The sequence below is a fragment of the Haloferax marinisediminis genome (genome assembly GCF_009674585.1).
GTDB lineage: Archaea > Halobacteriota > Halobacteria > Halobacteriales > Haloferacaceae > Haloferax > Haloferax marinisediminis.
Genome location: NZ_WKJP01000001.1, coordinates 2,758,882 through 2,771,863, shown reverse-complemented (window position 1 = coordinate 2,771,863; position 12,982 = coordinate 2,758,882). Strand labels below are relative to the sequence as shown.

The following is a 12,982-nucleotide window of genomic DNA, read 5'->3' as shown; positions in this document are numbered from 1 at the left end:
GGGTTTTGCCCTCATCTGCGGTATCCGCTTTCACATGGTCGCACAGACGATGGATCGCGTTCCGCGACGGTACTGAAATTTTTGTGGTGATAGCATGCTGACCGCCAGTCGCGCGGTCTCGAAAGCTGGATTGGACGCTGTCGCACTCAAACCCGCAGAGTGTGACGTGCGTCGAGCGCTCGATATCCCGTTAGATATCGTCGCTATCGACTACGAGGGTCACCATCAGATTCCTGATGCCGAGACGCTCGAAACGCTCACCGCGGAGAAGGAGGTCAGGCTGACGACGCCAGTTCGAGCAGATGGCTTCGACCCACTCGGCGACGACTCACTGTACGAGTGGCTTCCCGACGGTATCCAGCAGGTACTCGTGGCGGGGCACCCCGCCTACCTGACTGACGAAGAGAAAGGCCGACCGGTCGCTCCCCGACTCGGGGCCGCCAGAGAGCGCGCACCTGACGCGTGGGTCGGCACCGAAGGCATCGAGCGTATCGCCCTCGCGGCCGGGGGAACACAGTACGAACTCCTCTCCCGGTCGACACGCCGAGACGTTCGTGCGCTTCGCGCCGCCGGGTTCGACGGCGAAGTCGCCCTCTACGCACCGACCGTCCTGACGGACGACGAAGACGAGATTCTCGACGCGGTCGGCGCGTATATCTCGCGGCGACGCCCCGTCGCTCGGGCACTCCCCGACGGTGCATCCACAGACTCGTCGGCCGAGGGTCGCGCGCGTGAGGTTCTTGTCAAAGCCGCTCGCGACTACGCACTCATCGGGTCTGTCGCGGACGTTCGTCGCCGCATCGACGAGCTTCGCGACATCGGCGTCGACCTCTTCGTGGGGTACCCTGCGCGCGGTGTCGACGAGTTCGTGCAGTAACTGGACAACCAACCGCGTCGCGTCGATTTTCCCCGCTCTTTCAAGTAGTATCACGACCCAGCGCGCAGTATGGAGCCTCCCGAGCGAGTCGCTGTCGTCGGCGCCGGTGCCGTCGGCCTGACCGTCGCCCACGACCTCGCGAAGAACGGCGCACGCGTGACTGTCTTCGAACGAGATGCGCCCGGCGGGGGAATGACCGGTCGTGCTGCAGGCATCTGTTACGATGCCTACGCCGAAGATATCGACGTCGCAGTCGCCGACCGAGCGATGGCTCGACTTCGCTCGCTCTCGGGAGAGGGTGCGTTCGTCTTCCACGACACGCCCTACGTGTTTCTCGCCCGTGAGGGAGACGACGCAGGGGCGGCTGCGCTCTCGGAGGCAGTCGAGCGGATGCAGGTACACGGCCGCGACGTTTCGATTGTAACTGCCTACGAACTCGCCGACCGGTTCCCGATTCGAACAGACGACGTCGCGCTCGCGGGAGTTGCAGCGAACGCGGGATGGGCCGACCCCGCGGCGTACGTCGACCTGTTCGTCGAGAAGTGCGAAGCGATGGGTGTCGAGTTCCGCCTCGGCGACGCCGTGTCGATTCGGGGAGACCCGCCGGGAGTCGCTGTCGACGACGTTGTGACCGCCCGTTTCGACGCCGTCGTCGTCGCCGCAGGCGTCCATTCTCGCCGACTCCTCGCCGAAGCCGGATACCCAATCGCGCTCAAACCGTACCGCGTGCAGGCGCTCGTCGGCGACTGTGACTACCGGGGTCCGACTGTCTACGACGCGACGGACGAATCGTACCTCCGGCCGCACCCATCTGGGGTTCTCGCGGGTGACGGCGTCGAACCCGTCGAGGCCAACCCGGACGACTGGGACCCGACTGCAGACGACTGGTTCGTCCGTGATTCGCTCAGTACTGTCACCCACCGGACCAAGACGGAGCCGACTGTCGAGCGAGCGTGGGCCGGTCTCTGTGGCGCGACGCCGGACCGAAATCCGCTCGTCGGCGCAGTCGGCGATGGACTCTACGTCGCCGCCGGGTGGCACGGCCACGGATTCATGTGGGCACCGGCGATGGGAGAACTCGTCGCGGGCGAGGTGCTCGGAGACCCAGATAGCTCTGTTCCCGACCCGTTCGACCCGCGTCGATTCGACGGAGACGAGTCGTTCGCAGTGGTCGACGGGATGACGGTCGACAACGACGACGAGTCGTGAGAAGGAGGGTGCTATTCAGGCGTCTTGGTCGTCGACGTCACCGTAATCGACGTCTTCGTCTGCTTCGTCGCCGTCTTCTTCCGTGACTTCGATGTCGCTGCCACGGTCGTCTTTGGGAATCTGAATCTGTATCGTCCCGTTCTTTTTGACCGTCGCCGTGCCTTCGGCCGCTTCGACGGCGGCATCGGAGGGAAGTGTCGCGCTACTGGAGAGCGTCAGGCCGCGGCCGGGGAAGCGCATCTCGAATCCCTCGTGGAACTCGCGGAAGCGGTCGATGCGGAGTTCGACTTCGCCGTCGAGGAACCGAACCTGCACGTCTTCGGCACGCGCACCGGGTGCGTCGAAGACGAGGAGGTAGGCGTCGTCTGATTCGAGCAGGTCGTGCGCGAGCGGTTTGCGCTCTTGCATCTGGCTGACACCCCGGCCGACACGTTCGAGGACCGCGTTCGCCGCGGACTCTCCGAACTTTCGCAGGTCGCTCATAGTTCGATCACCTCGAGGAACTGCTGTTCGCCGCAGTACGGACAGGAGAAGTCCGCAACCGTCACGTCGTCGGGCATGTCGTAGGTGTAATGCAACTCGAACATGTCGAGTTCGCAGTCCTCGTTGGCGCACTTGAGTTCGAGGGTCGCAGGCATACCCATTTCTTGCGCTCCCACGGTCATAAACGCGCGGGAGGCGGAACCACGAGTGTGGGGGCGTCCGTCTCGTCAGTGGCGGCGATCTCATCTCGTCAGCGGGGCCAGTCTCGACCGGTTGCGTTTTCAGCGTCGAACGCGAACCGCGACCGATGACTGACCCCGCCGACCTCACCGTGACTATCGTCGACGGATACGTCGACGAACCGGCGCACTTCGGCGTGCCGCCGTACATCTCGACGTATCCTCGATTCACCGCGGGTGCGGTGGTCGACGCGGGCGTCCCCGAGTCCAACGTCGTCTACCACACCATCGACGAACTCCGCGACGACCGCCAGAAGTGGCGCGACGTCGCCGACGCGGACCTGATGATTTACATCGGCGGCATGACCGTCCCCGGAAAGTACGTGGGCGGGACGCCTGCCGAACCCGACGAAGTCCGCGAACTCGCGTGGGTCGCCGAAGGTACGACGCTCATGGGCGGTCCCATTCGGTTCGGCGTCGGCGACGAGAACGCCGGCGGACAGGACATGCAGCGCAAGGACCTCGACTACGACTTCGTCGCCAAAGGTGACATCGAGGCGGCCGCCTTCGACCTCGTCGACAGCGCGCTCGAAGGCTTCGGCAACCGGATGCGCGACAACGAGGAACTCGACCGCTGGGCTGCGAAGGGCGCCTTCGTCGTCGAACAACACCCGAACCATCCGGACCACCTCATCTGCGAGATGGAGACGTCTCGCGGCTGTGCGTACCGGTGTTCGTTCTGTACCGAACCGCTGTACGGCAACCCCGCATTCAGAACCGCCGACTCTGTGGTCAAGGAAGTCGAGAACCTGTACAACCGTGGTGCGCGCCACTTCCGTCTCGGCCGACAGGCCGACATCCTCGCGTTCGGTGGTGACGGTGAAGCCCCGAACCCTGACGCACTCCGTCGTCTCTACGGTGGTATCCGCGAAGTCGCACCGGACCTCGGCACGCTCCACCTCGACAACGTCAACCCCATCACCATCGTCAACTGGCCCGAGAAATCTCGCGAGGCGCTCAAAATCATCGCCGAACACAACACCGCGGGCGACACCGCAGCGTTCGGGCTCGAATCTGCGGACCCGGTGGTCCAAGAAGAGAACAATCTCAACGTCTCCGCGGACGAGTGTTTCGAAGCGGTCAAAATCGTCAACGAGGTCGCAGGCTGGCGTCCCGGAGACGACCCCGCCGACGCGCCGACACACGGTCCCGACGCGTCGAACCGCCTCCCCAAACTCCTCCCCGGAATCAACCTCCTCCACGGGTTGAAAGGCGAGTCCAAGGAGACGTTCGAGCACAACAAACGCTTCCTCCAGCGCGTCTACGACGAGGGCCTGATGGTCCGCCGCATCAACATCCGACAGGTCATGGCGTTCGACGGGACCGACATGTCGGACACCGGCGCCTCCATCGCCCGCGACCACAAACAACTGTTCAAGAAGTACAAACAGGAGGTCCGCGAGGAGATCGACCGACCGATGCTGCGTCGGGTCGCCCCACCCGGGACTGTCCTTCCAGATGTTCATTTGGAGTACCACCAAGACGGGCGCACCTTCGGCCGACAACTCGGCACCTACCCACTGCTCGTGGGAATTCCCGGCGAACGCGAACTCGGTCAGACCGTCGATATCGTCGTCACCGACCACGGGTACCGCTCTGTCACGGGTGTTCCGTACCCACTTGACATCAACGAGGCGTCGATGGACGAACTGACGGCGATTCCCGGGATTGGGAAGTCCACCGCCGGCGATATCGTGGTCAACCGCCCCTACGACGACCCGGCCAACGTCGGCATCGATGCCAATCTGCTGAAGTACGTTCAGTAGCCGACACAACGTTTCTGAAGCAACTCTTCACGTGCAAGTGTGCTCTCTCGTTCACTCGCAGAAGTGGTGAGTGATTCACTTGCAAGAGTGGTCTGTTCGTGGGTGGCGTGTGTCGTCAGTATTCCGTGACGGAGACAGCGGTCCTCACGAGTCAGGCCGTGCCCGTCGCCTATGCGGTCGACAGGTCGCAAAAAGGAAGACGTTAGAAGTCGTCTTCGACGACTTCGCCGACTGCGAAGTTCGACTTGACTTCGGTGATTTCGACTTTCACGCGCTCACCGACGTCGGTACCGGGAACGATGATGACGTAGCCACGCTCGACGCGGGCGATTCCGTCACCTTGCTTTCCGATATCTTCGATTTCGACGTACCGAAGCTCTCCGGCTTCGACCGGGGGTTGTGGTTCGGCAGATGGCGTGGCACTGCCGCTCGGTTCAGACTCGACGGCTTCGTGTGCCTCGCGAGAGATGAGAGCGACGCGATACGTCTCACCAGGGTCGATTGCCCCGGTTTCGACTTCGCGGCGAGGAATCTCGACGATATATCGGTCGTCCTCGGTGCGAACGTCAGCATTGAACAGACACAGGAGTTTATCTGAGATTTCCACCGTTAGACCTCCACTATGTGGTCAGTCCGAACTGTTAAAGATGTACCGCCGTCCCTGAGATTCAGCTACGGAATCTCTGTCCCATCGGGACGCTTCGCACCTTCGGAGTCGTGGACGACGATTTCGCCGTCGTTCGTCTCGACTGGTTCGTAGGCGTCGGAGACGGCGAGTGCCTCCTGTATCTCGCGGACGGCGCGTTCTTTGAGCGCCGCTGCCAGTTCCGCTGCATCCTCACGAGAGATGTCTCGTCCGAGGCCCTCGCACTCGTGTGCGCGAACGACTCCCTCCTCGTCGACGGCCTCGCCCATCGGTTGACTCGTGCCGGCGACGTCGACACTGAACGGGTACGTCTCGCAGATGAGTGGCCGGTCGTCGTGGACCTGACAGGCACCCTGTCCGGTGTCGTCTTCTTCGTAGAATCGGCAGTCGCCGCAGGCAGTCGTCTGGAGCGCCCACTCGAACGTCTCGCCTTCGAGGCCGTCGTCACCTTCGACGAGCCCGTACGGCATCGGTCGGGCGACGTCTCTCCAGTCGTACTCAGTTGTCGCCTGAATCGTCCGCACCTCGTCAGGAAAGACGGTCGCCGTGTGCGGTTCCCGGCCGTCGTCGGTGTCGTAGCCCTTGCAACACGCGCCACAGCGCGTGCATTCGAAGCCGATAGACTCGATGGCGTCGGCCAGTTCCGACACGTCGAGGTCGCGGGCGCGGGCGAGTTCGGCTTCGAGGTCCATACCCGTGGTGCGGGCGCGAGCGTCAAGAGGCACGCGGTTCGGTGAAGCAGTCCGGCGCTAGATTGCGACCACGCGCTCTTGGTCGGAGTCCCACTGAACCCGACGCTCGGCGGCGAGTTTCTCGATGTGGGCGACGACCGTCGCGCGAGCGAGGTCACGAACCGCCGAGATGTCTTTGTCGTACGCGGCGTCGGTCACGCTGTCTGGTGTCGCATTGCCGGCGCGGATAGCATCGAGAACTGCCGCTTCGCGGGAATTGCGGTGTGCGACGAGACGTTCGAGCACAGGTCGCGGGTCGGTAATCTCGGGTCCGTGGCCGGGGTAGAGTGTCGCCGGGTCGCGTGCATGGAGTCGTCTGAGTGCGACGAGGTACGCGCGCATGTCTCCGTCGGGCGCCCCGACGACCACGCTCCCCTCAGCGACGGCGAGGTCACCCGACAGGTAGTCGCCGCCGACGACGAAGGTCACGTGGTCGCGTGCGTGTCCCGGTGTGTCGAGTACGTCGACGCCAGACCCGACGGGGATGGTCGTCCCTTCGGTGAACGTCAGGTCTGGTTCGACACCGGTCGCAGCTTCGAAGGCGCGTTCTCGCCCGCGACGACACCAGACTGTCGCGTCGGTCTCACGAGCGTACTCGGCGACTGCGCCGACGTGGTCGGGGTGGGTGTGGGTGACCGCGAGATGGGTACTACCGTGTCGTTCGACGAGGGCGTCGAGTTCGGCGGTTCGTGCCGCCGGGTCGACGAGGAGTTGTTCGTCTCCGTCGGAGACGATGTACGCGTTCGTCGCACCGCTCGGGGCGCGAGTCGTGACGGGAACCGAGACGCGCGTGACGTGCATGGCGGCGGCTACGCTCGCGAGTGGTTTATCGGGTTCGACAGAAGTGGTGGCTTGGTCTGCGGGGTGCGCCCCGCGTCGTCGACTGCGATACCGTGGTCGCCCGCTCTACGTGTTGAGGAAGTAGACCTGCTTGCGCGCGTCCTTGAAGGAGTAGCGCGAACCGACGAGGTCCGACTCTTCGAGACGGTTGAGTGCGTAGCGGACGGTGCGGTCCGGCAGCAGCGACTCCTCCGCGAGTTGGCCCTGCGAGAGCGGTGCATCGCTCTCGAGAACTTTGGCGACGAGTTTCGCGCTCGGTGGCAGTTCGCGGAGACGCTCTCGGAACTCGGCCTCCGAGAGAAGGTCTTCAGTATCAGGCTCTGCAGTGGTGGTGCTCATACCTGTGTGACATAGTTCCTCTGTGTTAAGGGTTAGCTTCAAGTGTGACAAAACAATGCAGACACCTTATACACATATTATTTTCCGGGAAGTGGGCGATAATCGCCAGACTGTCACGTGATTAATTCGCTTTTCGCATCGTGTCGACGGCTGGAGCGCCGAGACGGTAACTCCCCATCGCGGCGTGGCAGTCGGGACAGTGGACCACGACCCACTCCTCGTGGACGTGGCGCGTCAGTTCGTCGGCCTCGTGTATCGACCCACAACATCGACATGCTGGCATGTACCATGGTACGCGCTCTATAGACGAAAGTATATCCCTGTACCGCACCGGTTCGTCATCGCATATCCAGTACCGTTTTACCGTCGCCCCCGCGACTATGCGTAGCGTGAAAGGAAAGGAGTGGTACCAGGCCGACGAGGTCGCCCAGGAGTACGACTCGAAGCGGTTCTCCAAGGGTGGTCGGCTCATCGACCGGCGTGAAAAAGAGGCAGTCCTCGCGGCACTCGGCCCTGTCGAGGACAAGAACGTCCTCGAAATCGCTTGTGGGACCGGTCGGTTCACCGTGATGCTCGCTCAGGAAGGAGCGAACGTCGTCGGACTGGACATCTCACGGGCGATGATGGTACAGGGACGGGAGAAGGCCCGCGAAGCAGGCGTCGCAGATCGGATCGAGTTCCTCCGTGGCGACGCTGCGCGGTTACCATTCCCAGATGACCACTTCGACGCGGTGTTCGCGATGCGGTTTTTCCACCTCGCGGACACGCCGGCGAAGTTCTTAGCAGAGATGGCGCGTGTCTCGAAGGGACAGGTGTTCTTCGACACGTTCAACGACCAGAGTCTTCGTGTCGCCTACAACTGGCTGCTTCCGATGGGCTCTCGACTCTACTCGGAGAACGACGTCCACCGACTTCTCGACGACGCGGGTCTCGAACTCACGGACGCGAAACACGACTTCGTCGTCCCGTTCGGGTTCTATCGGAAGGTGCCGAACGGCATCGCGCGTCCGTTCCGGTCGCTCGACCTCACAGTCGGAAACTCACCCGTCGGTGACGACATCGCGTCCGTTTCGTACTGGAATGCGAACGTCACCGGGGCGTCCGAGGCCGAGTCTCGCGCGACGAATCGTGCGAGCGACGCCGAGTGAGACGACGGTAGCGCTGTTCTGCGATACACTTTCACACGGTTCTCGATTCACATTTAAGTACGTCCACTCCCAGTGTCCGGTATGGACCTCTCGGTTGTGCTCCCGACTCTCAACGGTCGGGACCGTCTCGCAACCAGCCTCGACGCGCTGGCCGAGCATGCCCCCGACGCCGAGGTTATCGTCGTCAACGGCCCATCGGCCGACGGGACGACCGGGATGGTGAGAGAGCGCGAAGACGTAGACGTCCTCGTCGAACTGTCTGACCGGAACCTCAACGTCGCACGCAACGCGGGCATCGAAGTGGCGAGTGGCGACGTCGTCGCCCTCCTCCGATACGACCTCTCGATAGAGCCCTCGTGGCTCTCGGCGCTCGAAGACGGCATCGACGATGCCGACGTCGTCACTGGGCCGATGCACCAGACCCTCCGAAACGGGATGACGACCGAGTCACTCGAAGAGAACACGATTGCTGGCCGTGACGTCACCTACTTCAACGGCGGAAACGTCGCCTTCCGCCGCGCCGTCATCGACTCACTGGACGGATTCGACGAGTACCTCCAGACCGGCGGTGCTCGTGATGCAGCCCACCGACTTGCACACCTCGACCGGCGAGTCGGATGGGCACCGGAGATGTGCGTGCGTCGTGAGTTCGAAGCGGACGGTGGCATCTCAGAACGGGACTGGGGATGGAAGTATCGGGCGTTGACGTACCGACTCGTGAAGAACTACGGCCTTCGACCGGCCGCTGTCGAACGCACCGCAAAACACGCCATCTCTGATGGATTCGAAGCAGCGGTCGGTGTCCTCAGAGGTGACGTGACGCCGTCTGGCTGGGTCGGAACCGGACGTGACGTCGTCGCTGGAATCGCGACGGGAACGTCAGACGGGATGGTTGCCCGTGCCCGTGACCGCTCGCGGGCACGAAACCCGCACGGTTGTTCTGCCCGTGCTGACCGAGCAGTCGCGCGCTACGACTGGCGCTGAGTTCGCGCCGACTACGTTTCTCCCGGTGCGAGCGACTCGATGACTCGCGCCGCATTGTTCGAGAACGCCTTCGCCATCGCATCTTCCGAGACGTCGAGCGTGAGAATCTCCATGACGCCGACGTTCGGGTGCGTCTCCGGTGCACCGCTCCCGAACAGGACACGGTCCGGATGTTCGAGCAGTGCTCGTTCGAGGATGCTTCGATATCTGACGAAACTCGTGTCGAGATAGAAGTCGTCGTGGTCGTCGAGTAACTCCATCGCGTCGTGCATCAGGTCTCGGTCGAGTGGGAAGCCGCCGAAACTCGAGAGAATCACGGGGAACCGCCCTAACAGCGAGTCAGCGACCGCACGTGGCGGGAACGCTTCTCCACCCTCCACGAAGACGGGGAGCCCAACGTCTTCCAACATCGACAACGTCTCGTCGTCCGGAAGGCCGTCGACTGCGGGGGCGAGACTGAACCCGTGGAAACGGTCGTCGTACGCGTACTGTTCGACGTCGTCGGGGTCGGTGTGATACTCTTTCCGTGAGGACGTGAGGTTCCGAAGACGTGCGGACGTCCGACTGCTCGGGTCTCGTGGGCCGTTGACGCGGGCGAACGCGAGAAATGGTCGGTCGACGCTCATCCGTGCGACTGCGTTGTTCGGCCGCAGATAACTCTGGTCTCCCGGTTGTGTGCCCGGAGAGACGATCGCCCGGACGACGCCCGCCTGATGCAGTTCGCGTTCTAATCGCTCGGGGCTAATCTCTCGTCCTCGCGTCGCAATCGACTGCTTGTCGGGGTCGAGGCGTGCGTTCACGTCGACGACCCGAAACCCGTGTTCCAGCTCCAGCATCGTCCAGTGGTCATCCGTCCGCGTCAAATAGGTTTAGAATCGCAGATGACTCGTCGTGGTCTGTGACGTTCATTTCTTCTACAACGACGAGAGAGAACACAACGACGCAGCTTTTTGGTCTGTTCTCTCCTTCAGTCACTGTGTGTCTGATTGCGGAGGTCCTCGTCCCTCTTTCTGCGCTTCCATTCGGTCAGTCGGTAGCGCAGTACGACCTCGAACTCGAACTCGAACAGACGATTCCACTCTCGGACGACGCAACGTCGTACGTCTGGGCGAGGGGCCCAGATGCCGCTGTATTCAGAGATGCAATCGAATCTTCGTTGGGACCCGACGAGGTGACGCTCGTTCAGACGGTCCCAAATGGGGCACTCTATGGTTCTAACTGGGACCCACGCCAAAGTGGTCTGCTCGCCGCGTTAGACGACCACGGGACCGTCCTCCTCGAATGTTCGAGTAGTGCAGAGACGTGGCGACTTCGACTTCGTGTCCCATCTCACAGCGACTTGAGCGCCCTCAGGGTACACTGGGCCAACAACGGTATCGAAGCCGAGTTCGACCGGATTACACCGCTCGCAGCAGACGAGGCGCCGTTGAGCGAAGGGCTGACAGAGAGCCAACGTGAAGCACTCCTCCTCGCACTCGAACTGGGATACTTCGACGAACACCGTCGAACGTCGCTGGACGAACTCGGAGCGGAGCTCGATATCTCCCGACAGGCCGTCGCAGCACGCCTCCGTCGTGCGTATCGGACCCTCGCAGAGCGGATTCGAGACGAGTCTCCCTAAATTCGACGGGTTACATAATCAACCCACACCGATACGTACCAGACTGCCGTTCCGGACGTATGGACGACCAGCTCGACACGAACGCTGGGTCCGTGGTAACCATCTCGGCCGACCGTTACGAAGAGGTAGCCGTTGCTATCACCTCTGCTGTCGCAACGGCGAAAGAACTCAGTCCCCTCGAACTCCCACCGCTGGCAGATATTGGAGTGGACCCTGAGGCTCTCGATACATTATTTGAACCCTCCCACGACCCGTCTCGACGTTTCACGTTTCACTATGCCGGATTGCTCGTTTCGTTATTTGGAGACGGAACGATTACCGTGAGTCAAGTCGACGACTGACGACCCACGGACTCGACCCGACGAACACCCCCGGTGAACGCCACTGTGTCGTGCGATTTCCTAGCGCACTTCCCGCCGAAACATATTTATAGAATTGCAATCATTGATAGCGGTTGAGGTTTCAACATGGCTTCACGAATGCAGCAACCATTATACATTCTCGCAGAGGGCTCCAGCCGAACACACGGCCGCTCCGCACAGGACTCGAACATCCGCGCCGGTAAGGCCGTCGCCGAGGCCGTACGAACCACGCTCGGCCCCCGCGGCATGGACAAGATGCTCGTCGACTCCTCCGGCGACGTCGTCATCACGAACGACGGGGCGACCATCCTCGAAAAGATGGACATCGAACACCCCGCCGCGCAGATGATCGTCGAAGTGTCGCAGACCCAAGAAGAGGAAGTCGGTGACGGCACGACCACCGCCGCCGTTCTCACGGGCGAACTCCTCGCCCACGCCGAGGACCTCCTCGACTCAGACCTCCACCCGACCGTCATCGTCGAAGGCTACACAGAGGCCGCCCGCATCGCGCAGGAAGCGGTCGACGACATGGTCCTCGACGTCGACCTCGACGACGACCTCCTCCAGAAGGTCGCCGAGTCTTCGATGACGGGCAAGGGAACCGGTGACGTCACCGCCGACGTCCTCGCGAAACACGTAGTCAAAGGCGTTCGTATGGTCCACGAAGACGCCGAAGGCAAGTTCCACCGCGACGACGTTCGGGTGCTCACTCGCACGGGTGCCTCCTCGTCCGCGACGGAACTCGTCGAGGGCGTCGTCCTCGACAAAGAACCCGTCAGCGAGAACATGGTCCGGTCCGTCGAAGACGCGACTGTCGCCGTCCTCGACGTCAAACTCGACGTCCGCAAGAGCGAAGTCGACACCGAGTACAACATCACCTCCGTCGACCAGCTCACCGCGGCTATCGACGCCGAAGACCGCGAACTCCGTGGCTACGCGAAGGCTCTCAAGGACGCCGGTGTCGACGTCGTGTTCTGCACGAAGTCCATCGACGACCGCGTCGCAGGCTTCCTCGCAGACGCCGGCATCCTCGCGTTCAAGAGCGTGAAGAACTCCGACGCCCGCGCCCTCGCCCGTGCGACCGGCGCCAAGCGTCTCGGGTCGCTCTCTGACATCGAGGAGTCTGACCTCGGTCACGTCGACTCCGTCAGCATCCGCAAGTTCGGCGACGACGAACTCACCTTCGTCGAGGGTGGCGCCGCGGCCAAGTCCGTGACGCTGTTCCTCCGCGGAGGCACCGAACACGTCGTCGACGAACTCGAACGCGCCATCAACGACTCCGTCGACGTGGTCGTCGCCGCCATCGACAAGGGCGGTGTCGTCCCCGGTGCTGGCGCGACCGAAATCGCCATCGCCGACCGCATCCGGTCCGAAGCCGCCGGTATCGAGGGGCGCAAGCAACTCGCCGTCGAAGCCTACGCCGACGCCGTCGAAGCGCTCCCGCGAACCCTCGCAGAGAACACGGGTATGGACCCCATCGACGCACTGGTCGACCTGCGCGCCCGCTACGAGAACGAAGGTATCGCCGGCATCATCTCGACCGGCCGCGCCGGTGAAATCGGCGACCCCGTCGAACACGGCGTCATCGACCCCGTGGCCGTCAAGCGCGAGGCCATCGAGTCCGCGACCGAGGCCGCGACGATGATTGTCCGCATCGACGACGTCATCGCCGCCAAGTAAGCAGTCTCACCCGACTGCACCTGTACTGCTCACCGACGACCATCCCGTGGTTGTCGG

At 62.8% G+C, this 12,982-nt stretch carries 16 protein-coding genes; 8 read left to right on the top strand and 8 right to left on the bottom strand.

The features are described 5' to 3' along the window. The first annotated feature begins 94 nt into the window (after positions 1-94). Both GJR98_RS14355 and GJR98_RS14350 read left to right on the top strand, forming a co-directional pair. On the top strand, positions 95-877 hold the full coding sequence (locus GJR98_RS14355; protein WP_151139325.1) for a DUF7388 family protein: 783 nt from the start codon (positions 95-97) through the stop codon (positions 875-877). A gap of 69 nt (positions 878-946) precedes the next feature. After that, on the top strand, positions 947-2,086 hold the full coding sequence (locus GJR98_RS14350; protein WP_151139324.1) for an NAD(P)/FAD-dependent oxidoreductase: 1,140 nt from the start codon (positions 947-949) through the stop codon (positions 2,084-2,086). A gap of 15 nt (positions 2,087-2,101) precedes the next feature. Here GJR98_RS14350 and GJR98_RS14345 read toward each other — a convergent pair whose 3' ends face one another. Both GJR98_RS14345 and GJR98_RS17550 read right to left on the bottom strand, forming a co-directional pair. Beyond that, positions 2,102-2,569: an Hsp20/alpha crystallin family protein gene (locus GJR98_RS14345; protein ID WP_151139323.1), complete on the bottom strand. Its 468-nt coding sequence runs from the start codon at positions 2,567-2,569 to the stop codon at positions 2,102-2,104. Further along, positions 2,566-2,724 (bottom strand): DUF7559 family protein, encoded by a 159-nt coding sequence (locus GJR98_RS17550; RefSeq protein ID WP_191965475.1) that lies wholly within the window; start codon positions 2,722-2,724, stop codon positions 2,566-2,568. Before GJR98_RS17550 ends, GJR98_RS14345 begins: the two co-directional genes overlap by 4 nt. Positions 2,725-2,876: 152 nt before the next feature. Between GJR98_RS17550 and GJR98_RS14340 the strand changes: the two genes are divergently transcribed. Then, positions 2,877-4,574, top strand: a complete 1,698-nt coding sequence (locus GJR98_RS14340; protein WP_151139322.1) for a radical SAM protein — start codon at positions 2,877-2,879, stop codon at positions 4,572-4,574. Between the two features lie 202 nt (positions 4,575-4,776). Here GJR98_RS14340 and GJR98_RS14335 read toward each other — a convergent pair whose 3' ends face one another. The 5 genes from GJR98_RS14335 to GJR98_RS17545 form a co-directional block, all read right to left on the bottom strand. Further along, positions 4,777-5,181 (bottom strand): TRAM domain-containing protein, encoded by a 405-nt coding sequence (locus tag GJR98_RS14335; RefSeq protein ID WP_151139321.1) that lies wholly within the window; start codon positions 5,179-5,181, stop codon positions 4,777-4,779. A gap of 65 nt (positions 5,182-5,246) precedes the next feature. After that, on the bottom strand, positions 5,247-5,912 hold the full coding sequence (locus GJR98_RS14330) for a YkgJ family cysteine cluster protein (protein ID WP_151139320.1): 666 nt from the start codon (positions 5,910-5,912) through the stop codon (positions 5,247-5,249). Between the two features lie 57 nt (positions 5,913-5,969). Next, the gene (locus tag GJR98_RS14325; protein WP_151139319.1) at positions 5,970-6,752 is read right to left on the bottom strand and encodes an MBL fold metallo-hydrolase; all 783 of its coding nucleotides are present in this window, start codon (positions 6,750-6,752) and stop codon (positions 5,970-5,972) included. Positions 6,753-6,857: 105 nt separating this feature from the next. Next, entirely contained in the window at positions 6,858-7,130 is a 273-nt protein-coding gene (locus GJR98_RS14320; protein ID WP_004044165.1) for a winged helix-turn-helix domain-containing protein, read from the bottom strand. A gap of 121 nt (positions 7,131-7,251) precedes the next feature. Beyond that, positions 7,252-7,413: a hypothetical protein gene (locus GJR98_RS17545; protein ID WP_191965474.1), complete on the bottom strand. Its 162-nt coding sequence runs from the start codon at positions 7,411-7,413 to the stop codon at positions 7,252-7,254. 106 nt (positions 7,414-7,519) lie between these two features. Here GJR98_RS17545 and GJR98_RS14315 point away from each other — a divergent pair, with 106 nt between their 5' ends. Next, positions 7,520-8,278 (top strand): class I SAM-dependent methyltransferase, encoded by a 759-nt coding sequence (locus GJR98_RS14315; RefSeq protein ID WP_191965473.1) that lies wholly within the window; start codon positions 7,520-7,522, stop codon positions 8,276-8,278. Between the two features lie 81 nt (positions 8,279-8,359). Beyond that, positions 8,360-9,262 carry a glycosyltransferase family 2 protein gene (locus GJR98_RS14310; RefSeq protein WP_151139317.1) on the top strand — a complete coding sequence of 301 codons (903 nt, stop codon included), beginning with the start codon at positions 8,360-8,362 and terminating at the stop codon, positions 9,260-9,262. 11 nt (positions 9,263-9,273) lie between these two features. Here GJR98_RS14310 and GJR98_RS14305 read toward each other — a convergent pair whose 3' ends face one another. Then, positions 9,274-10,098, bottom strand: a complete 825-nt coding sequence (locus tag GJR98_RS14305) for an amidohydrolase family protein (RefSeq protein WP_151139316.1) — start codon at positions 10,096-10,098, stop codon at positions 9,274-9,276. A gap of 140 nt (positions 10,099-10,238) precedes the next feature. Here GJR98_RS14305 and GJR98_RS14300 point away from each other — a divergent pair, with 140 nt between their 5' ends. From GJR98_RS14300 to thsA, 3 genes are all read left to right on the top strand, one after another. Further along, positions 10,239-10,883 (top strand): helix-turn-helix domain-containing protein, encoded by a 645-nt coding sequence (locus tag GJR98_RS14300; RefSeq protein ID WP_151139315.1) that lies wholly within the window; start codon positions 10,239-10,241, stop codon positions 10,881-10,883. Positions 10,884-10,942: 59 nt separating this feature from the next. After that, positions 10,943-11,224: a HalOD1 output domain-containing protein gene (locus GJR98_RS14295; protein WP_151139314.1), complete on the top strand. Its 282-nt coding sequence runs from the start codon at positions 10,943-10,945 to the stop codon at positions 11,222-11,224. Between the two features lie 138 nt (positions 11,225-11,362). Beyond that, positions 11,363-12,925 (top strand): thermosome subunit alpha, encoded by a 1,563-nt coding sequence (gene thsA / locus GJR98_RS14290; RefSeq protein ID WP_151139313.1) that lies wholly within the window; start codon positions 11,363-11,365, stop codon positions 12,923-12,925. Positions 12,926-12,982: the final 57 nt, after the last annotated feature.

Bases quoted from the DNA above. Each gene is read 5' to 3' on its own strand.
- GJR98_RS14355 (WP_151139325.1), top strand. From the start codon at position 95: ATGCTGACCGCCAGTCGCGCGGTCTCGAAAGCTGGATTGGACGCTGTC.
- GJR98_RS14350 (WP_151139324.1), top strand. From the start codon at position 947: ATGGAGCCTCCCGAGCGAGTCGCTGTCGTCGGCGCCGGTGCCGTCGGC.
- GJR98_RS14345 (WP_151139323.1), bottom strand. From the start codon at position 2,569: ATGAGCGACCTGCGAAAGTTCGGAGAGTCCGCGGCGAACGCGGTCCTC.
- GJR98_RS17550 (WP_191965475.1), bottom strand. From the start codon at position 2,724: ATGCCTGCGACCCTCGAACTCAAGTGCGCCAACGAGGACTGCGAACTC.
- GJR98_RS14340 (WP_151139322.1), top strand. From the start codon at position 2,877: ATGACTGACCCCGCCGACCTCACCGTGACTATCGTCGACGGATACGTC.
- GJR98_RS14330 (WP_151139320.1), bottom strand. From the start codon at position 5,912: ATGGACCTCGAAGCCGAACTCGCCCGCGCCCGCGACCTCGACGTGTCG.
- GJR98_RS14325 (WP_151139319.1), bottom strand. From the start codon at position 6,752: ATGCACGTCACGCGCGTCTCGGTTCCCGTCACGACTCGCGCCCCGAGC.
- GJR98_RS14320 (WP_004044165.1), bottom strand. From the start codon at position 7,130: ATGAGCACCACCACTGCAGAGCCTGATACTGAAGACCTTCTCTCGGAG.
- GJR98_RS17545 (WP_191965474.1), bottom strand. From the start codon at position 7,413: ATGCCAGCATGTCGATGTTGTGGGTCGATACACGAGGCCGACGAACTG.
- GJR98_RS14310 (WP_151139317.1), top strand. From the start codon at position 8,360: ATGGACCTCTCGGTTGTGCTCCCGACTCTCAACGGTCGGGACCGTCTC.
- GJR98_RS14305 (WP_151139316.1), bottom strand. From the start codon at position 10,098: ATGCTGGAGCTGGAACACGGGTTTCGGGTCGTCGACGTGAACGCACGC.
- GJR98_RS14295 (WP_151139314.1), top strand. From the start codon at position 10,943: ATGGACGACCAGCTCGACACGAACGCTGGGTCCGTGGTAACCATCTCG.
- thsA (WP_151139313.1), top strand. From the start codon at position 11,363: ATGCAGCAACCATTATACATTCTCGCAGAGGGCTCCAGCCGAACACAC.